Here is a 24,657-nt window from a genome sequence, read left to right as displayed (position 1 = left end):
CAGTCAGTGACCCGCCCGTGAGGGCCAGTCCCAGGTTCGCTGGAAAGACCTAGCCGAAGGAGACGAATGTCCGGCACCGCGTTCATCGAAGAGATCGAAAGCATCATCGCGGAACGGTCGAAGATGACCAGTCCGCTCTACCAGACCATCCTCGGGGGGAAGGCCACCAAGCGCCTGCTCCAGACCTTCGTGATCCAGCGGTGGCCCATCAAGAGCTGGTGGACACGGAACCTGATGGGTGTCGCGCACCGCGTGGACGACCTCGACCTGCGACTCTCCTTCATCGAGAACGCCTATGAGGAGGAGACCGGCGGGCTGACCAACTCCAAGCGGCACGTCGAGACCTTCGAGGACTTCGGGCGGTCCGTCGGCGTGGACCCCGCCACGCTCCCGGAGGTCGAGCTGTTCCCGGAGACGGTCGCGGTGATCGAGCACAACAAGAACGCCTGCAACAACAGCAACGTGCACTTCACCGTCGGCGCCACCTCCGTACTGATGCTGATGGAGGGACAGCCCCCCATCACCAACGACGCGGGCCACAGCATGATGGCGGTCATGCGCGACGTCTACAAGCTCCCGACGTGGGGCTACGAGTTCTTCGTGCACCACGCCTCCGGCGACGCCGACCAGGACGGCGTCAGCGAGCTGGAGGACGAGCACACCGAGCCGCTGCGGCAACTGCTGCTGCGCTACTGCGACACCCCGAAGCGCCAGCAGGACGCCAAGGACAGTCTGCGGCAGGCGATCGAACTGCGGCACCGGCACTTCGACGCCGTGCTGCGCGCGGGCTACGACCCGTCCGAACCGGTCTTCGTCTACGAGGACTAGGGCGTGTCCCACGTTTCCGCCGCCCGCCCCGCCTCTCCCGGCCACCAGGGGCCGCGCCCCCAGGCCGTCGAGGGGCGGGGCGGTCCCCCGCCCTACCCGCATGTGTTCTTCGGTGGCCGTTGGGTGACCAGGGCCGAAGCCCTGGTGCCGATCGACAGCCTCGCCATGCGCTACGGGCTGTCCGTGTTCGAGGGTGTCAGGCTCTACACCCCGGCGACCGGCGGCCTGGCCAGGCCGTTCCTGCTCGCGGAGCATCTGAACCGGATGGTCGCTTCGCTGGACGCCATGGGGTTCCCGGATCCCGGGCTTGCCGAGCTGCCCGCCGTGATCGACGAGTTGATCGAACGTAACGCCATCACACGGGATGCCTATGTGCGGGTGGCGGCCACCCCACTCAACCCGGGGACGCTGGCGGAGCCGGCCCGGCCCGAGCTGAGCGTCACAGCCGTCCCCATGGGCCGCAAGCGCTGGCTCGCCGAGGAGCGGGCGATGGCGCTGTGCGTCAGTGACTGGCAGCGTGGCTCCGCAGCCGTGCATCCGCCCGCGGCCAAGAACATCGCCAACTACGCCGGCCCCCGGCTGGCCTGGCTGCAGGCCCGGGAAGCCGGCTACGACGGCTGCGTCCTGACGAACCAGCACGGGCGGATCGCCGAGGCGCCCACAGCGGCGCTCTTCATCGTCCGGGGCGGGAAGCTTCTCACCCCCGCGCTCTCGGAAGACGTGCTCCCCAGCATCACCCGTTCCTGGGTGCTGAGGGCCGCGTGCTCGCTGGGGGCGGTCGCGGAGGAGACCCGGCTCGCACGTGAGGACGTCTACGCGGCCGACGAGGCGTTTCTGTGCGGCACGGGGCTGGAGTTCGCGCCGGTTGCCTCCTTCGACGGGCGGGAGTGCCGGTTCCACGAACTCAGGCCCCTCACAAGGCAGTTGATCATCGCGTACTTCGAAGAGGTGAGGGGCGGACCCCCGTCCGGAGAGGGACCCGGAGAGGAAGGGGAGGTGGTGGCTGGTGGGAGAGCCGGTCACGCATGAGGCGGTGGGCGCCGGGGGAGGGGACGACCCTCCGGCGGGGCTGATCGACTGGGACACGGCGCTGGACCTGGCGGCCCGGCTGATGCGCGTCGGCCGTGGGGGGCAGGGACTGGCGTCGCTGGTGGCCGAAGCGCGGGGTGCGGCTCCGGTGTTCCAGAACAAGGACCATCCGCTCTCCCCGCTGCCGCTCGTCGTGGACGGCGCATCCGCCGCGCGCACGGCCCGCACACTCGAGGCGTACGTACGGCTGTTGGAGAAGGCCGTACGGATCTACCGGCAGGACCCGGAGGTGCGCCGCTGGTACGGGCTGGGGCATGCGGCCGATGCCCTGATCGACGGTGAGGCCGAGGCGGGCCGTGACTCCCGTATCCTCGTATGCCGCCTGGACGGCTATCTCCAGCAGGGCAGCGAGAAGCTGCGGGTGCTGGAGAACAACGCCGACGCACCGGCCGGCACGCTCTTCACCCCCCGCGTCCACTCCGTCGTGGCCGCGATCCTGGAGCGCGCCGGTGTCGAGCTGCCCCCTCACGCGGACGACGTCGCTCCCGACGGCGCCGCCCTGCTCGATGTCCTCACCGCCGCGCTGTCCGACGCCGGACGCCTGCCGGGCACACCGTGTGTGGCCGTGCTCCAGCCACGAGGCAAGGAGAACCGCGAGAGCCGGGAGATGGCAGCGCTCTTCCGGACGCTCGATGTCGACGCACTGATCGTCGACCCGCACGAGCTCACCGCGTCCGGCGGTCACGCATGGGCGGGGCGACGGCGGGTCGATGTCTGCTGGAACAAGATCAATACGGTCTCCTGGGACCGCATGGTGTCGGACGACCCGGAACTGCTCAAGCGCTGGCTGGGGCTGCTCCGCGAGACGGACCTCGTGCACGTCAACTCGTTCGCCGCCCGCTATGTGGCGGAGAGCAAGCTCACTCTCGCGCTGCTGCAGGAGGAGGAGTTCGCTCACCACTTCGACGACGACGACCGGAACCTGACGACCGGGCTGCTGCCGTGGACCCGACGGCTGCGCACGGACACGCGCCGGGTCCTTGACGAGCAGCACCGTTACGTGATCAAGGAGCCGTACGACATCCGCGGGGACGGCGTGACCGTCGGCCGTGCCGTATCGCACTCGGCGTGGTCGGAGGTGGTCGCCAGGGCGGGCCGGCAGCCCGCGATCGTCCAGGAGTACGTGGCCCCCAGCGCCTACCCGACCGTGCGCACCGACGGGGTGCCGCGCGTGGTGGCCATGCCGTTCAGTCTCGACGCCTACGTCCTACGGGGCAGGACCGCCTTCTTCGGGTCCAAGGCAAGCCTGCGGGAGCGGGTCAATGTCTTCCAGGGCGGACAGAAGCTCGCTGTGCACGTGACGTCCGCAGCACGGGACGGGGAGGAATCCGCATGAACGTCGACAGGGTCGCCCTGAGGCTGGTGACCGCCCGGTTGGCCCGGCCGTTCGAGAACCGGTGGCAGCGCTACCACACCTGGACCAAGCTGATCGTCGAAGTGGACGCCGAGGGGGGAACCGGTCGTGCCGAGTGCACCGCCATGGAGACCCCCTTCTACAACTACGAAACGATCGTGACGGCGTGGTACGTCATCGAGGAGTACCTGGGCCCCATGCTCCTCGCCGCCGACGACTGCGGTCCGCACAGCTGCATGCGGCTGTGGCGCGAGGTCAACGGTCACGAGGAGGCCAAGGGCGCGCTGGAGACAGCTCTCTGGGACCTCCAGGCGCGGCTGCATGGCAGGCCGCTGTGCGAGGAGCTCGGTGGGTCGGTGCGCCCGGTGCCGGTCGGAGCCACCGCGGGGATCGAGCCCACGATCGATGAGCTGCTGGAGAACGTGGCGAACGCCGCGCGTACGGGATACCAGCGGGTGCGACTGAAGATCCAGCCCGGCTGGGACACCGACCCTGTACGTGAAGTGCGCGCCGCCTTCCCCGAGCTGCCCGTGATCGCCGACGCCAACGCCGCCTACGACGAATCCCATGTCGAACACCTGACGACCCTGGACGAACTCGGCCTGCTCGCCCTGGAACAGCCCTTTCCCCGGCACTCGCTCCCGGCCACCGCCGAGCTCCAGCACCGCATGGAGACGGCCGTCTGCCTGGACGAACAGGTGCACTCACTGCGCGAGACGCAGGAGGCCGCACGCCTCGGTGCCTGCCGCATGGTCAACATCAAGACGGGACGGGTCGGCGGACTGGGCGAATCGGTGCGCATCCACGACTTCTGCGCCGGCGAAGGCATCCCGACGTTCGTCGGCGGCAAATGGGACCAAGGGATCGGCCGGTGGACGAATCTGGCGCTCGCCACCCTCCCCAACATGACCCTCGCCAGCGATGTCGGCCCCAGCGACACGTACTACGACGACGACGGCGCATGGCCCCGCCTCGCCTTCCACGAGCCGGGCTGGGTGAGGCCCCTGCCCGGGCCGGGCACCGGTGCTGAGCCGACCGGCACCCTCAAGGTCGAACGAGAGAAGGAACTGACAAAGGGCGGGGACCACTGATGGGAAACGCGCAGCAGATCTTCCAGGAGCACGGCACCAGCGCCGTGAGCGACGCCTTGGACATGCTCGGTCACGGAGACACCGGCCTGTGCGGGCTGCGGCGGATGTCGGGAACACGTGCCGTGGCGGGCCCCGCCTACACGCTGCGATACGTGCCGGTGGAGGACGGGGAGAGCGCGCCGGCCGGGGAGTTCGTCGACGACGTACCCGAGGGGGCTGTCGTACTGATCGCCAATGAAGGCCGCACCCACTGCACGGTCTGGGGAGACATCCTCTCCGAGACCGCGATCCGGCGCGGGGTGGCCGGCACCGTCATCGACGGCGCGTGCCGGGACGTCGGCGCCATCCGCGCACTGGGTTACCCGCTGTGGAGCCGCGCCGCCTACATGAAGTCGGGCAAGCACCGGGTGCGGCTCGAAGCGGTACAGCAGCCGGTGACCGTCTTCGGAGTCAGGGTCGACCCCGGCGACATCGTCGTCGGAGACGACGCCGGGGGGCTGGTGGTGCCCGCACGCCTCGCGGAGCGTACAGCCGAGAAGGTGCTGCGGGTGGTCGCTGTCGAGGAGGCCATACGCGCCGATCTCGCCGCGGGGACGCCGCTGCGGGAGGCCCGCCGACGCAGTGGGTACAACGCGCTCGGGCTGGTGAGTCAGTCCGTGCCGGGGGCGAGGCCATGAAGGGTGGCGCCGAGGGGCTGAGGGTAGCGGTCGGTGGGGTGGTGCACGAGTCGAGCACCTTCATGGTCGAGTACATGGGGACGGCCCCGCTCTCCGTCTTCTCGCTCCACCAAGGCGACGAGATCCTGGCGGAGTTCACCGGGACCAACACCGTCACCGGTGGCTACCTGACGGCCTGCGCGGCACAGGCGGCCGAGGTACTCCCCGCGTTCCACGCCCGCGCGGAGCCCGGCCCCGCCGTCGACGCGGACGTCTACCACGAGCTTGAAGCCCGGCTGCTGTCGCGGCTGCGCGCCGCCGGGCCGTGTGACGTCGTCCTCCTCGACCTCCACGGAGCGGGTGTGGTCGCGCCGCACCACTCGCTGGACGTCGCGGTGCTGCGCGCTGTCCGCACCCTTCTGCCCGAGGCAGTGCTGGCCGTCACCATGGACCTGCACGCCAATGTGCCCTCCGAACTCACCGAGCTGGCCGATGTGGTGAGCGGATACCACCTGTACCCGCACACCGACTGCGCGGAGCGCGCGCGGCTCGCCGCAGAGATCGCCTTCGCCTCCGCCCTGGGGGCGGCGCACCCCGTGACACACCTGCGCAGGCTTCCGATGCTGCTGCCGCCGTCCCCGACGACCGAGGGCTCTCCGGCGCGAGACCTCATGGAACGGGTGAAGTCGGCCGAGGAACGGCCCGGTGTCCTGGCATGCACCGTGTTCCACGGCTTCCCGTACGCCGATACCGAGCAGGCCGCGACCAGCGTAGTGACCGTCACTGACGGGGATCACGGGCTCGCCCGGCGGTGCGGCGAGGACGTCGCCGGCTGGCTGGACGAGCACCGCGAGCGTTTCCGCAGCGAACTGATCGGCCCGGAGGAGGCCGTACGCCTGGCCCGCGCGTCGGACGCGGCCACCGTCGTGATCGGTGACGGTACCGACAACCCCGGCTGCGGAGCCACCGGCGACAGCACGCACCTGCTGCGCGCCCTGTTGGACGTGCCCGAGCCCACCTGCTTCGCCACGCTCTGGGACCCGGAGACCGTGGCCGTCGCGATGGCGGCCGGGGTCGGCGCCACCCTCCCGGTCCGGCTGGGCGGGCGGCACGGCTGGGCCAGCGGCCCGCCCATCGAGGCGGTGGGAACGGTACGCGCCATCACGGACGGCGCGATCGTCCAGACCGCGATGCGGCGGGGCAAGCGAACGGACTTCGGCCGGTGCGTCCGTATCACCGTCGGGACCACGGACGTGATCGTCGCCTCCGAACGGCGTCAGGTCCTCGACTCGGAGATCCTCCGGCTGCACGGCATCATGCCGGAGCGCTGCCGCATCATCGGGGTGAAGTCCGTCAACCACTTCCGGGCCGGGTTCGCCGAGGTGGCCGATCAGCTGCTGGTGGCGGACGCTCCCGGGCCGACGGCCCGCAGGATCGAGGACATTCCACGACAGGGCCCCACTCAAGCCCTCTGGCCCATGTCGTCCCGTACACCGCAGGAAGGGCTTGCATGGACGTGATGGAAGCTGTGCTGACCCGGCGCAGCGTCACCCGGCTGGACGGACCCGCACCGGACGACGACGAGATGCTGGAACTGGTCCAAGCGGCATCGACCGCACCGGACCACGGACTGCTCAGGCCCTGGCGCCTGGTCATGATCAGAGGTGAGGGGCGTCAGCGCCTGGGCGAGGCACTCGGCCGGGCGGCCGCCGACCCGGCCCAGGCCGAGCGCGCCGCGGCCAAGCCCTTGCGGGCCCCTCTGCTGGTCTCCATCGTCTTCTGCCCACGACCCGAGCACCCCAAGGTGCCCGAGTGGGAACAACTCGCCGCCACGGTGTCCATGACCCACACCCTGCACCTGCTGCTGCACAGCCGGGGATGGGGCGCCATATGGCGCACCGGCAGTGCCATCGACTCGCCGTGGGTCCGGGAGTGCATCGGGGTGGAGACCACGGAGCGGCTGCTCGGATGGCTCTACGTCGGTACGCCGCAATCCGCACCGCCGGCCCCGGCCCGCCGGCCGGTCGACGTACGGGCGAAGGTACGGTCCCTGGGGGCGCCGCAGGGGACGGGAGCCGGGCGGTGAGCGCGGCGGAAAGCGGGGACGTGCGCGCCTGGGAGCCCGCGCCACGGATGCGCGGCTTCGGGCCGTCGATCTTCAGCGAGATGACACAGCTCGCACAGGGCACCGGCGCCATCAACCTCGGCCAGGGGTTCCCCGACACCGACGGCCCGGACGGGCTGTTGAAGGCCGCCGCCAACGCTGTCGGATCCGGCCGCAACCAGTACCCGCCCGCCGCCGGACTCCCCGAGCTGCGCGCCGCCGTCGCGGATCACCGCACGCGCCACGGCCTCGGGCCGCGCTACCGGCCGGAGGACGGCGAGGTAGTGATCACCACGGGTGCCACCGAGGCGATCGCGGCCGCCGTGCTGGCCTTCTGCGGGAACGGCGACCGGCTCCTCACCTTCGACCCCTGCTACGACTCGTACGCGGCTGTGGCGCGCCTGGCCGGGGCCGAACTCGTCCCCGTACCCCTGGCCGTCGACGGCGACGGCTTCGCTCTGGACGCAGACGCCCTGCGTGCCGCCGCCGTGTCCGCCCTGGCGAGGGTGTTGCTGCTCAACACCCCGCACAACCCCACCGGAAAAGTCTTCACACCCGCCGAACTCGCCGATATCGCCGACGTCTGCCGCGAGCACGACCTCGTTGTCGTGACGGATGAGGTGTACGAGCACCTCGTCTATGACGGGCGGGCGTACGAGACCATCGCGGGGCTGCCGGGCATGCGTGAGCGGACGGTGGTGATCTCGTCGGCGGGCAAGACGTTCAGCGTCACCGGCTGGAAGGTCGGCTGGGCCTGCGGACCGGCGAAACTGATCAACCCGTTGCTCTCCGCCAAACAGTTCCTCACCTTCGGATCCGGAACTCCACTGCAGGACGCGGTTGCCCGCGTGCTCGCGTCCAGTGAGGACTGCGACACCTGGATCCGCAGCTTGAGCTGTTCCTTGCAGCGGCGGAGGGACCTGCTCCGCGAGGGGCTGGAGCGGGCCGGGTTGCGCACCTTCCGTGCCGAAGGGGGCTACTTCCTTCAGACCGATATCCGCTCCTGGGGGTACGAGGACGATGTGAGGTTCTGCCGGGAGCTGCCCGAGCGGGCCGGCGTGGTGGCCGTACCCGCATCGGCGTTCTACCAAGGTCAGGACTCTCCTCGCTGGCTGGCGCGGTTCGCCTTCTGCAAGCGGGAGGAGGTCCTCCGGGAGGCGGTGGCGAGACTGGCCGGTGCGGCGGACGCGCTGGGCAGGAACTGGCCCGGCGTCACGCCGGTGTAGCGCTTGAAGACCCGGGTGAAGTGCGCCTGGTCGTAGAAGCCGGTGCGCAGCGCGACCTCGGCGGCCTGCAGGCCCTCGAAGAGCAGCGAGCGTGCCCGCCAGACCCGCAGTTGTGTCTGGTAGGCGTGCGGCGGCATCCCCATCGCGGCGGAGAAGGAACGTATGAGGTGGTGGACGCCGACGCCGCAGATCTGTGACAGCTGCTTGAGGGAGACGTCCGCGTCGGGGTGGGCGTGCAAGTAGTCGCGGGCGATGCGCGCCACCCGTGGCACCTCCACGACCGGACTGCCGTGCTCGGCGCCGTGCTCGGCCAGTGCCTGGCCGACGTCCAGCAGCGCGCTTTCGCGGGCCAGGCTCGAAGCACGGGAGCCGAGCGCGTCATGGGCCCGGGCCAGGGACCGGACCAGGCGGGGGTCGCGCAGCGTCCCGCTGGCCGGCAGCCGGGTCGACGTCGCGTCGGCGCTCTCGGGTGGGCCGAGGAGTTCGTCCAGTGTCCGGGGCTCGATGTACAGCACGCGGTAGCGGTATCCGGCCGGAGTGGCCGGACTGCCCGTGTGCGGTTCCCCGGGCCGGATCATGAATGCCGTGCCGGACGGCGCCAGATAGTCGCGGCCCCCGCAGGTGAACGCCGCGGCACCTGCGTCGACCAGGGCGAGCGTCAGCGCTTCATGAGCGTGACGGGCGTAGACATGGCGGCGGAAGCGGGCGTGCAGTACCTCGACGCCCGCCAGAGGAGGACGCCAGAGAACGGCCCGGTCCTGGCCCGGTGGGCCGCCCTCCAAAGGGCTTGGGAACATACGTCCAGGCTAACTCGGGGCCTTGACAGTCGCGTTGGTTCCCGTAGGGTACCGGGCCTCGTCACGCCCCCACGGGCTCCTCGCGTCGCCCGTCCAGCACCACCCGGCCGCCCACGCGCACCAGCCCGTCGGGCCGCATCGTGGCCTCCACCACCGATCCGCGTCCTGTCCGGGCTCGTACGCCGTGTCCCAGCAGCGCTGCCAGCCGCACCACACCGGAGCCGCAGGCCTCGTCCTCCTCGACTCCCCATGCCCAGGCGAAGGTCCGTGCCCGGACCGTGGGCTCGTCGTGAGCGTCGTCCCAAGCCCAGATCAACGTGCGCTGCCAGTGTTCCCCACGTCCGGGAACGGCGGCCGACTCCACCGCCCCGGGGTCGGCCAACTGCTCCAGTTCCCAGTCCGGAGCGGTGCTGGGCGTGACGTCGATCCGGGCCCGAGCCCCTGAGACGGCACAGGGCACCGGGCTGTCCAGCCGTACGGGACTCAGAGCGAACTCCGATGGTGTGCCGTCCTGTTGGGCGAGCAGCCATGCCGTTCCCACCAACGGGTGACCGGCCATCGGGATCTCGGACGTGGGGGTGAAGATCTGCACCTTCCTGGATCCCCCTCCGTCGGCGAAACCGTCGACGTACACGGTTTCGCTGTACCCGAGCCGGGCGGCGAGCGCCTGCCGGCCGTCGGCGGGCACGCTCGCCCCATCGAGGACGACACCGAGTGGGTTCCCGTACCGGCCTTGAGCATTGGTGAAGACCCGCAGGACGTGCACGGTGGCGGTCGGAGGCGATGTGGTCGACATGGTGGACAGCCCTCCGTCAGGTGTGCATGGCGGCGCCTCTGACCACCTTGTCGACCTCGCGCTTGTCACCGCGTACGGCGATACCTGCCAGCACCAGCTGGTCCGTGGGGACATCGGTGATGGTGGCCCGGTTGTCGTCGTCGTTGTTGGTGGCGAAGATCGCCTCCGGGTAGACGGCCACGATGACGTCCCGGCGCAGCGCCCGTTCGTGGATGGTCTTCAGACGCTGGGCATCCGCACTGAAGACGAGTACGGGCTGCCGGAACATCGGCAGGTACTTCGTTCCGTCGCCGTCGACGTACGGTTCCCCGACAACACCGTCGACGGTGGCCGCGATACCGCTCGTGGTGAAGGCTGTGACGTTGAGCTTCTGCCAGTCCTGCAGATCGTCGCGGAGAACGACCGCGATCTTGGTGTCCCAGTCGAACCTGGTGGGAGTAGTCATGGCGACGACGGCCCGCCTTTCATCGTGTGTTGTCGCGTTGGCTCACTACCGTGGTGTTGACGCATCACGCGTCACTGGTGTGGCTATGTCCGGAGGGGCCGTCAGCGTCGTCTGCGCGGGCGGCGCCGCCTTGCCCTGCGGGCGCATGGCCAGGACCAGGAGGCCGGCGCATATGGACAGGGCCCCGGCGACCTGCACCGCCGACGGTTCCTCGCCCAGTACGAGGAAGGCGAGGACGACGGCTGCCAGAGGCTCGGCGAGGTTGAGCGTGGCCACCGCGGTCGGGGAGACCTTCCGCAGCCCGCGCGCATTGAGCCAGAAGGCGACGGCACTCGTGAACAGTCCCAGGTAGAGCGCCATAAGTGCCCCGGAGGGCGTACCGAGCCAGGAGGGGCCGGACAACAGCAGCACGGGCAGGAGCAGGAAGCCGGATACGGCGACGGCGATCGTGGTCACCTCCGTGACGGGAGCTCCGGCGTCGAGCAGCCTGCTGCTCAGCACTGTGTATATCGCCACACTGCTACCCGCTGTCAGGCACATCAGGAAACCGAAAATATCAGCCCGTGTCTCACCCACCACACCGCTTGATCCGATGAGACCGACAATGGCCAGAAGGGTGGCCAGATACCAGCGATTCGTGGGCTTTTCGCCACGCAGGAGATAGGCGACGATTCCGGTGGCGACGGGGACCGTGGCCACGGTGACGATCGATCCCATCGCGACGCCGAGGCGGGCCGCTCCGTTGAAGTAGCAGCTTTGGTAGACCGCGACCGAAGCGCCGAGCAGCACTGTGGTGCCCGGCAGGGCGCGGGCGGTCGGGAACCGGCTGCGCCGGCGGGCGGCCAGCAGGAGCAGGAAGACCCCGCCCACCAGGACCCGGGCGGCTCCTACTGCCGCTGCGGGGGCTTCGTCAGGCCCCAGGGCCTGTGCCACACCGCTTGTTCCGAACAGCGCGGATCCGGCCAGTACCGACAGTACGGCCGCCGAATTCGGTGACGCCGATCGACGTTTCATGGAATGTCGCCCTCCACTCCGGCCCCCCCGGGCCGGTTCCCCCGTGCTTGCAGTGATCATGCTGTGCCATGTCTCGGCGGGGTGTCTTGTACGAAATTGATGTGGGGAGGGTGGGGCGTGGTGACCGGCCTTGTCCCGCGCGGCCCCCCCCCCGTGAGCGGCCCGCACCCACACCGGTCACCCCAGGTGGTGCGTGGTCGGGCGCCGCGAGGCGGGGCCCAGTCGCCGAGCGGTGGCGCGCGCCGGAACTCTTGTTCCATAGCGGCGGGTTATGGAAAGCTGTGCAGCCCCGCAGACCCAACAGGGCGTAATTGAGCGACAGTTCGAATTTCTGGCCGGTGGCACCCCAAAAGGGATCCGGCACCGACAAGGTATGTACCAATCAGGCGGTGTTCTTTTCCAACCCCCCATCGCAATGCCCTGAATGGAAATAGACCCATGCCCTCTCCCCGTCCCGGACATTCCGTCCCGCCACCGCCTCCCTACGCGCCCACGTCCGGAGGAGCGGACGCGGCACTGGCCGGCATGCTGAGCGCCGCACCCGGCGGGGGCGTGGCGGAGGACGCCTATCCCGCCACCGCGCTGATGGCGCGGCACTGCGGAGCGGTGAGCGACTACGCGGCGCTCCTCACCGCCTCGCGCACATACGCCTCGATGGTCGTGTCCGCCGCGTTCGCGCGCGTGCTGGACGAACTGCGGCACGGCGGCGGAGACGGCGGTACGCAGGGGGCGTTGCGGCCGCGGCTGCTGGTGGCGGCGCGCCGTACCGTCGCCGAGTGGGCCGGCGACCCGCGTATCGCGGCCCTCCTGGCCGGGCTGCCGCATCCCGCCGGGCCCGCGCCCGGCCGGGAGCTCGTGGCGCGTGCGTTCGCGGCATTGCCCGGACCGGCGCAGGTTCTGCTGTGGCACCGGGAGGTCGAGGCCGAGGGGATATCCATTCCGGCCGCTTTGCTGGCCATCGACCCGCGTGCCGCGACGGCACGACTCGAAGAGGCCCGCGAACTGTTCCGCGCCGGTTGTCTGCGCGCCCATTCGGAGCTCGCCGCGGACGCGGAATGCCGCCACTACAACCGGCTGCTCGACATATCGCTGCGGCGCGGCGGGGCGCTGATCCCGGACATTCAGCGGCATGTGGCGAAGTGCCGGCACTGCCGGAACGCGGTGGACCAGTTGCGGCAATTCGAGGGACGGCTGCCGCTGCTGCTGGCCGAGGGCGTGCTGGGCGAGGGGGCCCGCGGGTACGTCGAGTCACGGCCGGGCCGCTCCCGTACCCGTACGCCCAACGAGGCCCGCAGGGCCGGGCGTCACTCGCGGGCCGTGCCTACGGGAGTGGCGCGGCGCCTTGCCTGGGCCGTACCGGGCGGGGGAGCGCTCCTGGTGGGACTCGGGCTCGTCATGACCGGCGTCCTGGGCCTGGCGGCCGTGTCCGGCCTCTGGGCGGACCCGGGCGACAGCGGGCCCAGCGCCGGGAGTACGGTCCCGACGGCCCCACCGCCGGGCGGCGCCGGAAGCGCCGCGCCCGCGCCGGGCTCCCGGCCCACGACCGCCCCTCCGCGGCCGCCCGCGTCCGCCGGCCACGGCACCGGGCCCCTGGACACCCGGCTGCGCAACGCCGAGTCCGGGCTGTGCCTCGACATCCGGGACGGCCGGCCCCAGGTCGGCGCCGAACTGACACTCGCCCCGTGCACCGCCTCACCGACGCAGGCGTGGCGGTACGAGCCGGACGGCCTGCTGCGCAGCGCCACCGCGCCCGTCCTGTGCCCGAACTCCCAGGAGCCGTCCGGTGTGGTCGTGCTGCGGCTGTGCGCCACGCAGGCCCCCGCGACCGTACGGTACGACCTGAGCGTCCAGGGCCACCTCGTGCCCCGCTGGCACGCGGGCCTGGGCCTGATGCCCGCCACCACGCAGCCGGGGACCACCGTGGTCGTCAAGCTCCGTGACGGGGCGGCGTCCCAGCGCTGGCTCACCGACGGGGCGGCGGGCGCCCCCTCGCCCCGGCGGGCGGCCGAGGAGACGGGGAAGGCCGAGGACGTCGAGACCGCGCGCTCCGGGAAGGGCCGCCCGTCCCCGGACCGGCCGCCCGGCCCGCCGGCCACCGTCCCCGGGCAGGGGCACGGGCACGGGCACGGAGCACCGGCGGCCGGGACGGCCCCCGGCAACCGGCACGGCGTCCGCAGCGTCAGCGACCCGGAACCCGAACCGGAGCGGGAGCCGGAGCCGGCGACCCTGGACGACCTCACCTCGCTGGTCGCCCCGTTGCTTCCGGGCGTCGCGGTCAACGCGGGCTGAGCACCGGCGGCGTCCACGCCGCGTGCCGCAGGATCGTCCGGATCGTCGCCCTCGACGGGGTGAGCCGGATCGCCGCGTTGCGTACGGCGACGGCCACCGGGTTCGCCAGCTGCTGGCCCATCCGCCCGGCCCGGCGGGCCGCCAGGGCCACCGCCTGGCTGCGCGGGCGCCGCTCCGCGTCGTACCGGGCCAGCGCCGCCGGGAGGTCGCGCGCCGCCACCAGGGCCGCGGCCAGGCCCGCCGCGTCCTCCAGGGCCTGGCAGGCACCCTGCCCCAGGTGCGGGGTCATGGCGTGCGCGGCGTCGCCCAGCAGCGCGACGCGCCCGACCGCGTACGCCGGCAGGGGCGTGACCAGCTCGTGGACGTCATGGTGCAGCACCGCGTCCGGCGCGGTCGCGGCCAGCAGCGCCGGGATCGGGTCGTGCCAGGCGGCGAACCGGCGGCGTACGGCCGCGAGCGGGTCCCGGTGCCGCACACCCGCCGGGGCGTTGAGGACCGCGTGCCACTCCACCCGCCCGTCGGCGAACAGGATGTGCCCGAACTCCGCGCCCCGCCCCCAGGTCAGCTGGAAGTCGGCACCGCCCACGTCCACCGGGTGTTGGGTGATCGCCCGCAGCACGGTGGAGCCGCTGTACGCCGGGCCGGGGGCGCCGGGCAGCACCTGGGCGCGCAGCCGGCTGTTGATGCCGTCCGCCGCGACGACGAGGTCGGCGTCGTACGTCCTGCCGTCGGCCGTCGCCACGCGCGCGTGCGGCGCCTCGGGGTCGTCCTCGACGGCCGTCACCTCCGCGCCGGCGACCAGCGCGCCGGGTGGCAGCGGGGTGCGCAGCAGCTCGTGCAGGGTGGCGCGCGGGATGCCGAGGATCGGCGCGCCGAGAGCGTGCTCCAGGGCGTGGCCGTCCATCCGGGCCAGCAGGCGGCCACCGGGCGTACGGGTGCCGCCGGTGAGCTGGCGGCGCGCGGCTTCGCGTACGGCGGGGCCCGCGCCGAGGGCGTCGAGGGCGTGGATGCCGTTGGCGGCCAGCGAGATCCCGGCGCCCGCGTCGGCCAGTGCGGCGGGGGCCCGCTCGACGACGGTGACCCGCCAGCCGGTGCGCAGGAGCCCGAGGGCGGCCGCCAGTCCGCCGATACCGCCGCCGACCACCACTGCTTGTCCAGGCTGCATGGATGATCGCGTCCCTTCTACAGATGTAGAAGAAGTTTACTACGGGTGTAGAAAGGGAGGATGACCACCCCCGACCGTCGTACCGTCCTCGCCGACGCCGCCATCTCCGTGCTCGCGGACGGCGGAATGCGGGCGCTCACCCACCGCGCCGTCGACGCGGCCGCCGGGCTGCCGACGGGCACCACATCGGCGTACCTCCGCACCCGCCAGGCACTGCTCACCGCCCTCGTCACCCGGCTCGTCGAACTGGATCAGGCGGAGCTGCGCACGGCGGGCGAGAAGCGGCCGGCGCCCCGGGACGCGGCCGGGCTCACCGAGGCGCTGACCCGGTTCAGCGAGGCGCGGCTGACCGGTGAAGGACGGCGCCGGTCCCTCGCCCGGTACGCGTGCGCCGTCGAGAGCGTGCGCCACCCGGAGCTGCGGGACATCCTGGCGCCGCGCGAGAACGCCGCGCGTGATGCCGTACGCGACCTCCTCGCCGCGCACGGCGTCCCCGACCCGGACGGGCGCACGGTGACGCTCCTCGCCTGCGTGGACGGCCTGGTCTTCGACCGGCTCGTGGGGAGCGGCGCGGGCGGCGGGCTCCGGTACGACATCCGTGCCCTGGTGGACACGGCACTGCGGCCGTAGCGCCCGGCGGGCACGGGGGCCCGCCGGGCGCCGGTGGTCCGCGCCGGTGCTCAGCCGGTGGTCAGGAGACCTGGGCCTTGTCGTACAGGGCCTTGGCCTCGTTGCCGAAGTACGGGCCGAACATCCGGTTCGGCAGGAACGTGTAGCCGAAGCTGTTCACCGAGACCTGGAGGCCGGTGCCGGTCGCCTCGCTGAAGCCGGTGAACCAGGGGCCGCCGCTGGAGCCGCCGGTCATGTTGCAGCCCAGGCTGTGGTCCTGGGAGAAGAGGAAGTCCTTGGAGGAGTTCCCGCTGCAGTAGATCAGCTTGGAGCCGTCGTACGGGGACGCGGCCGGGAAGCCGAAGGCGTACATCTGCTTGTTGTAGCCGCCGTTGAACTGGATGCCCTGCGCGCCGGTGACGGCGGTGAGCTTCTGGCCGCCCAGCGGTGCGACGACGGCCGCGCCGATGTCGTGGTTGATGTCCTCGCTCGCCTCCCACTGCGGGGTGGTCAGCGTCTTGGTGGCGGTCCACTGGCCGTAGGGGGCTTGGCCGTTGTTGTACGCGGGGACGAAGACCCAGTTGGTGTGCCAGCTGCCCTGGTACTTCACGCAGTGCCCGGCGGTGATGACCGTGGAGGCGTTCTGGCTGGTCACGGCGTTGCCGGAGCAGGAGGCGGTACGGCCCTGGAAGGTGAAGAACACCCGCCCGGACGTCTTCACGACCGCTCCGCCGCCGGTCCAGGGGCCGCCCGCGTGCGGGAAGGCGGTGGGCGCGATGGTGGTCGGCGCGGAGCCGCCCGGCTTCGGGGCCTTGAGCTTCTTGACGGCCTGCGGGGTGAGCCGCAGGTCCAGCGGGGTGGCGCCGCGCATTCGCTCGGCGGTCCAGAAGGTCCGTGCCGTGCGCTGTTCGGCGGCGGTGACGGTCCTGGTGTCAGGGGCGGGGGCGGGTGCCGGCTCGGCCGCGGTGGCGGTGGTGGTCGACAGGGCGCCGGTGAGCAGGGCTCCGACGGTCAGCAGGACGCCCATGGCGGTGCGTTGGCCTCTCACGCATGTCTCCTTCTGCCGTGCCCGGGGCGCGGTCGGCGCGGCCGGGCAGGGTGGGGGAACGAAGAGCGGTGCGGATCGACGTGCGTGAGGCAGGGTGCCACGGACGGCGCCTGTTTGTCAGGAGCGCGTCACGGTGTGTTCGACGGCCGGCTCAGCGGCCGGTTCAGCGGCTTCGCGAAACAGCGGCTGCTTTCGTACGCGCGGTAGTAGCCGAACTTGGCGCACGGCTCGTACCCGCTCGACGTGTAGAGCGCGATGGCCTCCGGCTGCATGTCGCCGGTCTCCAGCACCATGCGGGTGCGGCCGGCGGCCCGCGCGTCGTCCTCCAGGGCGGCGAGGATCCGGCGGGCGAGGCCCAGGCCGCGGGCCTCGGGGATCACGTACATGCGCTTGAGCTCGGCGTCGCCGTCCGCGTACCCCTCGTCGTTCTCGTGCTGCGCGCGCCAGCCGCCCGTGGCGACGGGTCGGTCGGCCGCGTCGTACGCGATGAGGAACAGGCCGCGCGGCGGGCGGAACATCGTCGGGTCCAGCGGGGTGAGGTCGCCCCCGTCTCCGTACCGCTCGACGTACTCAAGCTGGACCATGTCGTTGAGTTTCCGGGCGTCGGGGTGGTCGAACGGCCTGGGGCGAATAATCATGCGGAGTATCGTACATTCATGCGAGGCGATCTTCGAGGCGTTGTCGGTAGGGTGCCCGGATGCTCATTGTGACGTCCGTGAACGTGAACGGTCTGCGCGCCGCCGCCAAAAAGGGATTCGTGGAGTGGCTGGCCGCCACCGAGGCCGATGTGGTGTGCCTCCAGGAGGTACGGGCCGAGGAGTCCCAGCTCCCCGAGGCGGTCCGCGCGCCCGAGGGCTGGCACACCGTCCACGCCCCGGCCGCCGCGAAGGGCCGGGCGGGCGTCGCCCTCTACACGCGGCGCGAGCCCGACGCCGTACGGACCGGGTTCGGGTCGAGCGAGTTCGACGGCAGCGGCCGGTACGTGGAGGCCGACCTGCCCGGCGTCACGGTCGCCAGCCTCTACCTCCCCTCCGGGGAGGTCGGTACCGAGCGGCAGGACGAGAAGATCCGCTTCATGGGCGAGTTCCTGCCGTACCTGAAGGAGCTCAAGGAGCGGGCGGCCGCCGACGGCCGCGAGGTGGTCGTCTGCGGCGACTGGAACATCGCCCACCAGGAGGCCGACCTGAAGAACTGGAAGGCCAACCGGAAGAACTCCGGCTTCCTCCCCGAGGAGCGGGAGTGGCTCACCCGCGTCTTCGACGAGGCGTCGTACGTCGACGTCGTCCGCGCCCTGCACCCCGGCCAGGAGGGCCCGTACTCCTGGTGGTCCTACCGTGGGCGCGCCTTCGACAACGACGCCGGCTGGCGCATCGACTACCAGGTGGCCACCCCCGGCCTCGCCGCCCGCGCGGTCAAGGCCTGGGTGGAGCGGGCGGCGACGCACGGCGAGCGGTGGAGCGACCACGCCCCGGTGACGGCGGCGTACGACCTGTAGGCCTCGGCCGGGGACGAAGCGGGATGGCGTGATCCGGAAGTGAGGGTATGTCAGGGCTGGTGTGGCGAGCCCCGGTCGGTGGGAATGCTTCTGGCAGGGTAAGGCGGTGTGCGCATCACCGCCGTACGTACGCCGCTGACATCCGCCCTGATCGCGGCGGTCGCGTACGGACTGCTGATCGCCGCCACCGTACCGACGTCGGCCACCGTCCCGGTTTCCGCTTCCGAGATCCCCGCCGGGACGCCCGACGTCCTCGTCACCGACCAGGCCTCGAAGCGCGTCCTGCTCCTCGACGGCGGGCGGTACGCCTGGGACCCGGGCGCCGATCCGGCCGTCGTGAAGTGGGCGTTCTCGCCGGTCGGGGACGCCCGGTACGCGGACCTGGAGCCGGGCGTCAGCTGGGTGCACCCGAGCGAGGCGAAGGTGCGCAGGTGGCGCGGCAGGACGTACGTCCTGACGGTGGCCTCGTACGGCTTCGCGGCGGTGGTGGAGTACCCGTCGGGCAGGCGCTACTGGGGCGGCACGCTGTCGCCGGGCACCATCCGGGACAACCCGCACAGCATCGAGCTGCTGCCGGACGGCAACGTCGCCGTCGCGGGCAGCACGGGTGACGTCGTACGGCTCTACGCGGCATCGCGGGGTGGCGGGTACGTCACATATCCGCTGGAGGACGCGCACGGGCTCCAGTGGGACGCCGGGCGGCGCGTGCTGTGGGCGCTGGGCGGGGACCGGCTGGTGGCGCTGAGGGTGGGCGGTACGGCGGCGGCGCCGGCGCTCGACGAGGCCTTCGAGGCGCGGCTGCCGACCCCGCACGGGCACGACCTGGGGCAGGTGGCGGGGGACCCGGACCGGCTGTGGGTGAGCAGCGGCTCGGCCGTGTACCAGTACGTGAAGAGCACCGGGACGTTCCTGCGGGACTTCCCGGGCGCGGCGGGGATCAGCCGGGCGCGGGTCAAGGCGGTCGGGAACGACCCGGTGACCGGCCAGGTGGTGTCCACGGTGCCGGAGAAGGGCCTGAGGGAGAGTTGGTGGACGCGCACGGTGGCCGTCCACCGGCCGGCCCGGACGTACCGGCTGGCGCACGGCGGGATCTACAAGGCGCGGTGGTGGCTGCCTTCCGGGCTCCCCTCCTGGCCGCCCTCCTGAAGGGCGCGCAGCCGGCGGTCCAGGGCCATGGAGACCTCCGCCTCCACCACGCTCTTGGCGAGCGGACGCAGCCGTACGACGTCGGCGTCGCCGGCCATGTGGTCGCGCAGCAGCTCGGTGAAGAGGCCGGCCAGGGCGTCCGCGTGTTCCCGGACCCGGCCGGCGGCCGCGAGGACCGCGGCGAGCGGCACGCCTTCCCTGACGAGCGCGGCCGAGACCTCCAGGAGGCGGCGGCTGACGTGGACGATGTCCTGGCCGTCGGTGGCGAGGTAGCCCAGCTCCAGGGCGGCGGCGAAGTTCTCGGGCGTGACCTGGTCGCCGAAGTGGTCGGCCAGTTCCTCGGGGGTGAGCCGGACCGGTTCCTCCTCCGTCGGCTCGCCCAGTCCGAGCACCTCGCCGACGTCGCGGCCGCTCTCGAAGGCGGCGGCCAGGTCGGCGATGCCGTTGAGGGTGTGGCCGCGCTCCAGCAGGGCGGCGATCGTCCGCAGCCGGGCCAGGTGGTGGGGTCCGTACCAGGCGATGCGCCCCTCGCGGCGGGGCGGCGGGATCAGGCCGCGCTCGCGGTAGAAGCGCAGGGTGCGGGCGGTGATGCCGGCCGCCTCGGCCAGCCCCTCCATGCGGTACTCGCGGTTGGGGCTCGCCGCCCCGTCCACCCCCGCGTCCGCCGGCCGGTCCACCCCGCCGTCCGCCCCCGCGCCCGCCGACCGGTCCGCCCGCCGTCCGCTCCTCGGGCCGTCCGCATGCCCGTTCGCCCGCTGGTTCGTCACGTCCGCAACCCTATGTCGTACCGCCGGTAACTTCCTTCGTCCGACCCCTACCGCTCGGTAAGGACCTGCTCTACTCTCCCCACTACCGTGCCAGTGATTGCTGGCAGGGTTTTGACGGATCTCGGATTTCCGATGCGGAGGCGGCATGAGCCAGCACGAGCATGTACGAGTGGCGGTGATCGGATCCGGATTCGGCGGCCTCGGAGCCGCCGTCCGGCTGCGCCGCGAGGGGATCACCGACTTCGTCGTCCTGGAGCGGGCCGGCTCCGTCGGCGGCACCTGGCGCGACAACAGCTACCCCGGCTGTGCCTGTGACGTACCGTCGCACCTCTACTCGTTCTCGTTCGCGCCCAACCCCGACTGGCCGCGCACCTTCTCCGGGCAGCGGCACATCCGCGCCTACCTGGAGCACGTCACCGACACCTTCCGGCTGCGGCCGCACCTCCGCCTCAACCACGAGGTGCTGATGATGCGCTGGGACAACGACGAGCTGCGCTGGGAGATCGAGACCTCGCAGGGCACGCTCACCGCCGACGTCGTCGTCTCCGCGACCGGCCCGCTGTCCGACCCCAAGATCCCGGACATCCCCGGGCTCGCCGCCTTCGAGGAGGCGGGCGGCAAGGTCTTCCACTCCGCCCGCTGGGACCACGACTACGACCTGACCGGCAAGCGCGTCGCGATGATCGGCACCGGCGCCTCGGCCATCCAGATCGTGCCGGCGATCCAGCCGAAGGCCGGCAAGGTGACGCTGTTCCAGCGCACCCCGCCGTGGGTCATGCCCCGCATGGACCGCGCCATCAGCGGCGTCGAGCGCTGGCTGCACCGGCAGCTTCCGTTCACCGGCACCGCGCGGCGCGGACTGCTCTGGGGCATCCGGGAGTTGCAGGTCTCCGCGTTCACCAAGCGGCCCAACGAACTGCGGCTCGTCGAGTCGATCGCCAAGGCCAACATGGCCAGGGCCATCAAGGACCCCGCCCTGCGGGCCAAGCTGACCCCCTCGTACCGCATCGGCTGCAAGCGGATCCTGCTGTCCAGCGAGTACTACCCGGCCATCGCGCAGCCCAACGTGGACGTCGTCGCCTCCGGGTTGACGGAGGTGCGCGGCCGGGCCGTCGTCGCCGCCGACGGGACGGAGACGGACGTCGACGCGATCATCTTCGGCACCGGATTCCACGTCACCGACATGCCGATCGCCGAACGCGTCGTGGGCGCGGACGGCATCACACTCGCCGAGGCGTGGAAGGACGGCATGGAGTCGCTGCGCGGCGCGACCGCCGCCGGGTTCCCCAACTGGATGACGATCATCGGGCCGAACACCGGACTCGGCAACTCCTCCATGATTCTCATGATCGAGTCCCAGCTGAACTACATGGCCGACTACATGCGGCAGCTGAACCTGCTCGGCGAGCGTGCCGCGCTCGCCGCCCGCCCGTCGGCGGTCGCCGCGTGGAACCGGCGTGTACAGGCCCGGATGGAGCGCACGGTGTGGAAGGCCGGCGGCTGCGACAGCTGGTACCTGGACGCCAACGGGCGCAACACCACGCTCTGGCCGGGCACGACGTCCGAGTTCCGGCGGGCGACGCGGGCGGTGGACCTGTCGGAGTACGAGGTCGTCCGCGCCCGCTCGCTCTCGAAGGGGGCCGCGGCGTGAACGTCATCTCCGCCGACGGATCGCCGCTGCACGTCGAGGTGTACGGGGCCGAGGGCGCCCCCGCGGTGGTCCTGGCCCACGGCTGGACCTGCTCGACCGAGTTCTGGGCCGCCCAGATACGGGACCTGTCCGCCGACCACCGGGTGATCGTCTACGACCAGCGCGGTCACGGGCGTACGCCCGCCGTCGGGCCGTCCGGATACACGACGGACGCCCTCGCCGACGACCTGGAGGCCGTGCTGGCCGCCACGCTGGAGCCGGGCGAGAAGGCGGTGCTCGCCGGGCACTCCATGGGCGGCATGACGCTCATGGCGGCCGCCGGGCGACCGGGGCTGCGCGAGCACGCGGCGGCGGTTCTGCTGTGCAGCACGGGCCCCTCGCGGCTGGTCGCCGAGTCGCTGGTGCTGCCGCTGCGGGCCGGGCGGCTGCGGACCCGGCTGACCCGGGCCGTCCTGGGCGCGCGGGCGCCCCTCGGGCCGGTCACGCCCGTGTCGAGGGCCGTCCTCAAGTACGCCACCATGGGCCCCGGTTCGCCGGCCGAACGGGTCGCGGAGTGCGCCCGGATCGTGCACGCCTGCCCGCGCCGGGTGCGGGTGGCGTGGTCGCACGTGCTCGCCGGGCTGGACGTCGAGGCGGGCGTACGGGAGTTGACCGTACCGGCGGCGGTGATCGTCGGTACGGCCGACCGGCTCACGCCACCCGTCCACGCGCGGGCGCTTGCCGCCGCCCTGCCGGGCTGCGTGGGGCTGGAGGAGCTGGCGGGCGTCGGGCACATGACGCCGATCGAGGCACCGGAGGCCGTGACGGCCCGGATACGCGCCCTGGTGACGACGTACGTCCGTACCGAGCAGGAGGAAGCCGTATGAGCAAGGTCAGCCTGGACGGGCAGGTCGCCGTCGTCACGGGCGGGGCGCGGGGCGTCGGCGAGCTGCTGGCGCGCAAGCTGTCCGCGCGCGGTGCCAGGGTCGCGCTGCTGGGCCTCGAACCCGAGCTGCTGAAGGAGGTGTCCGGGCGGCTGCACACCGAGAGCGACTGGTGGCACGTCGACGTCACCGACCACGAGGCCATGGCCCAGGTGGCCGGTGAGGTGAAGGAACGCTTCGGCAAGGTGGACATCGTCGTCGCCAACGCGGGCGTCGCGGCGGGCGGTCCGTTCGTGGACTCCGACCCGGTCGCGTGGCGGCGGGTCATCGAGGTCAACCTGATCGGCGGCGCGGTGACGGGCCGGGCGTTCCTGCCGGTGCTGATGGAGAGCCGGGGCTACTTCCTCCAGATCGCCTCGCTCGCCGCGATCACGCCGGCGCCGATGATGACCGCGTACTGCGCGTCCAAGTCCGGCGTGGAGGCGTTCGCGCACAGCCTGCGCGCGGAGGTCGGCTACAAGGGCGTGCGGGTCGGCGTCGGCTACCTGTCGTGGACCGACACCGACATGGTGCGCGGCGCCGACGAGGACGACGTGATGCGGGAGCTGCGGCAGCGACTGCCGTGGCCGTCGAACCGTACGTACCCGCTGGGCCCGGCCGTGGACCGGATCGTCGCCGGGATCGAGCGGCGCTCGGCGCACGTGTACGCCCAGTGGTGGCTGCGGGGCATGCAGTCGGTACGCGGCTACCTGCCGGGGCTCATCGCGACGGTCGGGCAGCGCGAGATGCGGCGCTTCGAGCCACGGCTCGCGAACGTGCGCAAGGGGCTGGTCGGCGCGGGCGGCGCGGCGGACGAGCTGGCGCGTACGCGGGGTGACTGAACGGTCACGGATTGATCGAAATGCGCGGTATGTCCGGGCATGCCAGGCTGGTCGAGGCCGGGGGCCGATCACGGCCCCTGGAGTCCCCACACCCTTTCAGGAGAAACCTCGATGGGTATCGCAGACCAGTTCAAGGACAAGTCGCAGGAGATGAAGGAAGAGGCCAAGCGGCGGGCCCAGGACGCGAAGCGCGAGGCGCAGGAGCGTACGAAGAAGGGCCAGCAGAAGGGCCGCCAGCAGGGCGAGGACCGGCGCCAGGGCCTGCAGGACGACACGCGGACGCCGCAGGACCGCTACGACGTCTGACGCGGCTGTCATGAGGGCGCACCCGGGACGCCGGGTGCGCCCTTGCGCATCCGCGCCGGTGGGCGGTGCCGTAGCGCCGGTGCCCTCGGGCTGGACGGGCCCCGCCATGGCCGGATGTTTGCGCGGGGCCGCACGTACCACGCCGTTCCGGCGCCGCTGGTGCTCCGACGGCAGTCACGCAACTACCCCCTCGACGCGGAACGCGGCCATAGGGAACGGGGCGCCATCGTACGTGTGTCGAAGTTACGGGTGGGCGAACCAGGGATCCTGTGCCGGTGGGGTTACGCCGTAGCGTTCCGGGCGGGATTCTGGCTCCATGAAGACAACGGGGTGGGTCATCAGAAGGCTGGGGTGCGCGGCCGCCGTGGATGGCGCGGCGTTGGTCACAGCGCGGTGGGGAACGTCCCCCCTGGGCGTCTCGGCGGCGCGCCTGCCCAGGCGGCGGGGAGGGATCGCGGTCGTGGCGGGGTTCAATGGTGGCCACGATGCGTAGAACGTCATCCACCGCCGTCCTCGCAGTTGTTGTTGCGGTCGTGTTCGCCGCTCTCACGTCGTGTTCCTCGGATCCTTCGGACGGGTCCGCCGAGGGTCGGCCCAGTGGGTCCGGCTCCCGGGCGTCGGCGTCGGACCCCAGTTCGGCTCCCACGGAGACGGCCAAGCCGTCGCCCTCGCTGACCGGGCCGTGCGCTGACGGGACGTGTGAGATCGAGGTTGCCGTGGGGGACGTCGTGACAGTGCCGGAAAGGTACGGCCTCGGGCCGATTGAGGTGACGGCGATCACCGGCGGCGAGGTCGAGATGGTCGCGCCACTGACCGGGTCGGGCTACAGCGTTTCGGGTTGTTCCGGTGGCGGCGGCGTGTCCTCGGAGGGCGGCGGCGTCGGGCTCAGCTGCAGCGAGGGACCCGCCGCGACCATCAACGACGCCATGAGCCTGGAGGTTGTCGAGATCCTCGACACCGCCGCCGTCCTCCGTATCAAACCCGTTGGGTGACGTACGGCTCGGCCCTTGGGTCATTGCCCATAGTGGCACCGCCCC

At 71.8% G+C, this 24,657-nt stretch carries 24 protein-coding genes and 1 pseudogene; 17 read left to right on the top strand and 8 right to left on the bottom strand.

The window, feature by feature from the left end:
* The first annotated feature begins 66 nt into the window (after positions 1–66).
* Genes BKD26_RS18430 through BKD26_RS41365 form a run of 8 tightly spaced genes read left to right on the top strand, consistent with a single transcriptional unit; the run spans position 67 to position 8,348 of the window.
* Positions 67–828, top strand: coding sequence for an iron-containing redox enzyme family protein (locus tag BKD26_RS18430; protein ID WP_084899186.1), 762 nt, complete (start codon positions 67–69; stop codon positions 826–828).
* Between the two features lie 3 nt (positions 829–831).
* Positions 832–1,857, top strand: coding sequence for an aminotransferase class IV (locus BKD26_RS18425; protein WP_143662667.1), 1,026 nt, complete (start codon positions 832–834; stop codon positions 1,855–1,857).
* Complete coding sequence (locus BKD26_RS18420) at positions 1,835–3,253, top strand: circularly permuted type 2 ATP-grasp protein (RefSeq protein WP_084899183.1); 1,419 nt, start codon at positions 1,835–1,837, stop codon at positions 3,251–3,253. The genes BKD26_RS18425 and BKD26_RS18420 overlap by 23 nt, the downstream gene beginning before the upstream one ends.
* Positions 3,250–4,362: an o-succinylbenzoate synthase gene (menC, locus tag BKD26_RS18415; protein WP_084899182.1), complete on the top strand. Its 1,113-nt coding sequence runs from the start codon at positions 3,250–3,252 to the stop codon at positions 4,360–4,362. The genes BKD26_RS18420 and menC overlap by 4 nt, the downstream gene beginning before the upstream one ends.
* Positions 4,362–5,039 carry an RraA family protein gene (locus tag BKD26_RS18410; RefSeq protein WP_084899180.1) on the top strand — a complete coding sequence of 226 codons (678 nt, stop codon included), beginning with the start codon at positions 4,362–4,364 and terminating at the stop codon, positions 5,037–5,039. Before menC ends, BKD26_RS18410 begins: the two co-directional genes overlap by 1 nt.
* On the top strand, positions 5,036–6,538 hold the full coding sequence (locus BKD26_RS18405) for a M81 family metallopeptidase (RefSeq protein WP_084899179.1): 1,503 nt from the start codon (positions 5,036–5,038) through the stop codon (positions 6,536–6,538). The genes BKD26_RS18410 and BKD26_RS18405 overlap by 4 nt, the downstream gene beginning before the upstream one ends.
* Positions 6,529–7,104, top strand: coding sequence for a nitroreductase (locus tag BKD26_RS18400; protein WP_084899177.1), 576 nt, complete (start codon positions 6,529–6,531; stop codon positions 7,102–7,104). The genes BKD26_RS18405 and BKD26_RS18400 overlap by 10 nt, the downstream gene beginning before the upstream one ends.
* Positions 7,101–8,348 carry an aminotransferase class I/II-fold pyridoxal phosphate-dependent enzyme gene (locus BKD26_RS41365; RefSeq protein ID WP_347104967.1) on the top strand — a complete coding sequence of 416 codons (1,248 nt, stop codon included), beginning with the start codon at positions 7,101–7,103 and terminating at the stop codon, positions 8,346–8,348. Before BKD26_RS18400 ends, BKD26_RS41365 begins: the two co-directional genes overlap by 4 nt.
* Before the next feature lie 11 nt (positions 8,349–8,359).
* On the opposite strand, the pseudogene BKD26_RS18390 reads toward BKD26_RS41365, so the two are convergent.
* The 4 genes and pseudogenes from BKD26_RS18390 to BKD26_RS18375 all read right to left on the bottom strand — a co-directional run.
* A pseudogene (locus BKD26_RS18390) lies at positions 8,360–9,145 on the bottom strand (AraC family transcriptional regulator); the annotation flags it as partial.
* A 61-nt stretch (positions 9,146–9,206) separates the two neighbouring features.
* Entirely contained in the window at positions 9,207–9,941 is a 735-nt protein-coding gene (locus BKD26_RS18385; protein WP_179166586.1) for a PhzF family phenazine biosynthesis protein, read from the bottom strand.
* A gap of 16 nt (positions 9,942–9,957) precedes the next feature.
* On the bottom strand, positions 9,958–10,386 hold the full coding sequence (locus BKD26_RS18380) for a DUF2000 domain-containing protein (protein WP_084899171.1): 429 nt from the start codon (positions 10,384–10,386) through the stop codon (positions 9,958–9,960).
* 45 nt (positions 10,387–10,431) lie between these two features.
* Positions 10,432–11,400 (bottom strand): EamA family transporter, encoded by a 969-nt coding sequence (locus tag BKD26_RS18375; protein WP_179166585.1) that lies wholly within the window; start codon positions 11,398–11,400, stop codon positions 10,432–10,434.
* 525 nt (positions 11,401–11,925) lie between these two features.
* Between BKD26_RS18375 and BKD26_RS18370 the strand changes: the two genes are divergently transcribed.
* Positions 11,926–13,689 (top strand): RICIN domain-containing protein, encoded by a 1,764-nt coding sequence (locus BKD26_RS18370; RefSeq protein ID WP_179166584.1) that lies wholly within the window; start codon positions 11,926–11,928, stop codon positions 13,687–13,689.
* Here the strand turns inward: BKD26_RS18370 and BKD26_RS18365 are convergent.
* Positions 13,676–14,854: an FAD-dependent monooxygenase gene (locus tag BKD26_RS18365; protein ID WP_084899167.1), complete on the bottom strand. Its 1,179-nt coding sequence runs from the start codon at positions 14,852–14,854 to the stop codon at positions 13,676–13,678. The genes BKD26_RS18370 and BKD26_RS18365 overlap by 14 nt on opposite strands.
* A gap of 60 nt (positions 14,855–14,914) precedes the next feature.
* On the opposite strand from BKD26_RS18365, the gene BKD26_RS18360 reads away from it, so the two are divergent.
* Positions 14,915–15,484, top strand: a complete 570-nt coding sequence (locus BKD26_RS18360) for a TetR family transcriptional regulator C-terminal domain-containing protein (protein ID WP_084899165.1) — start codon at positions 14,915–14,917, stop codon at positions 15,482–15,484.
* 61 nt (positions 15,485–15,545) lie between these two features.
* Here BKD26_RS18360 and BKD26_RS18355 read toward each other — a convergent pair whose 3' ends face one another.
* A complete protein-coding gene (locus BKD26_RS18355) occupies positions 15,546–16,511 on the bottom strand; it encodes a peptidase (RefSeq protein WP_084899164.1) in 966 nt (321 codons plus the stop codon).
* A gap of 128 nt (positions 16,512–16,639) precedes the next feature.
* Complete coding sequence (locus tag BKD26_RS18350; protein ID WP_084899162.1) at positions 16,640–17,149, bottom strand: GNAT family N-acetyltransferase; 510 nt, start codon at positions 17,147–17,149, stop codon at positions 16,640–16,642.
* Positions 17,150–17,208: 59 nt separating this feature from the next.
* On the opposite strand from BKD26_RS18350, the gene BKD26_RS18345 reads away from it, so the two are divergent.
* Positions 17,209–18,006: an exodeoxyribonuclease III gene (locus BKD26_RS18345; protein WP_084899161.1), complete on the top strand. Its 798-nt coding sequence runs from the start codon at positions 17,209–17,211 to the stop codon at positions 18,004–18,006.
* Positions 18,007–18,114: 108 nt separating this feature from the next.
* Positions 18,115–19,152: a DUF6528 family protein gene (locus BKD26_RS18340; protein ID WP_241518715.1), complete on the top strand. Its 1,038-nt coding sequence runs from the start codon at positions 18,115–18,117 to the stop codon at positions 19,150–19,152.
* Here BKD26_RS18340 and BKD26_RS18335 read toward each other — a convergent pair.
* Entirely contained in the window at positions 19,098–19,769 is a 672-nt protein-coding gene (locus tag BKD26_RS18335; protein WP_084899377.1) for a MerR family transcriptional regulator, read from the bottom strand. The genes BKD26_RS18340 and BKD26_RS18335 overlap by 55 nt on opposite strands.
* A 295-nt stretch (positions 19,770–20,064) precedes the next feature.
* Here BKD26_RS18335 and BKD26_RS18330 point away from each other — a divergent pair, with 295 nt between their 5' ends.
* The 5 genes from BKD26_RS18330 to BKD26_RS18310 all read left to right on the top strand — a co-directional run bounded on the left by BKD26_RS18330 (position 20,065) and on the right by BKD26_RS18310 (position 24,612).
* The gene (locus tag BKD26_RS18330; protein ID WP_084899159.1) at positions 20,065–21,570 is read left to right on the top strand and encodes an NAD(P)/FAD-dependent oxidoreductase; all 1,506 of its coding nucleotides are present in this window, start codon (positions 20,065–20,067) and stop codon (positions 21,568–21,570) included.
* Entirely contained in the window at positions 21,567–22,436 is an 870-nt protein-coding gene (locus BKD26_RS18325; RefSeq protein WP_107417897.1) for an alpha/beta hydrolase, read from the top strand. Before BKD26_RS18330 ends, BKD26_RS18325 begins: the two co-directional genes overlap by 4 nt.
* Positions 22,433–23,314 carry an SDR family oxidoreductase gene (locus BKD26_RS18320; RefSeq protein ID WP_084899158.1) on the top strand — a complete coding sequence of 294 codons (882 nt, stop codon included), beginning with the start codon at positions 22,433–22,435 and terminating at the stop codon, positions 23,312–23,314. The genes BKD26_RS18325 and BKD26_RS18320 overlap by 4 nt, the downstream gene beginning before the upstream one ends.
* A gap of 111 nt (positions 23,315–23,425) precedes the next feature.
* Complete coding sequence (locus BKD26_RS18315; protein WP_084899156.1) at positions 23,426–23,620, top strand: hypothetical protein; 195 nt, start codon at positions 23,426–23,428, stop codon at positions 23,618–23,620.
* A 716-nt stretch (positions 23,621–24,336) separates the two neighbouring features.
* Positions 24,337–24,612, top strand: a complete 276-nt coding sequence (locus tag BKD26_RS18310) for a hypothetical protein (RefSeq protein ID WP_084899371.1) — start codon at positions 24,337–24,339, stop codon at positions 24,610–24,612.
* The last annotated feature ends 45 nt before the right edge of the window (positions 24,613–24,657 follow it).

Source organism: Streptomyces sp. CB03238 (genome assembly GCF_002099185.1).
Classification (GTDB): Bacteria; Actinomycetota; Actinomycetes; order Streptomycetales; family Streptomycetaceae; genus Streptomyces.
The sequence above is the reverse complement of the archived record's forward strand: the minus strand, read 5'-3'. Positions and strand labels throughout refer to the sequence as shown.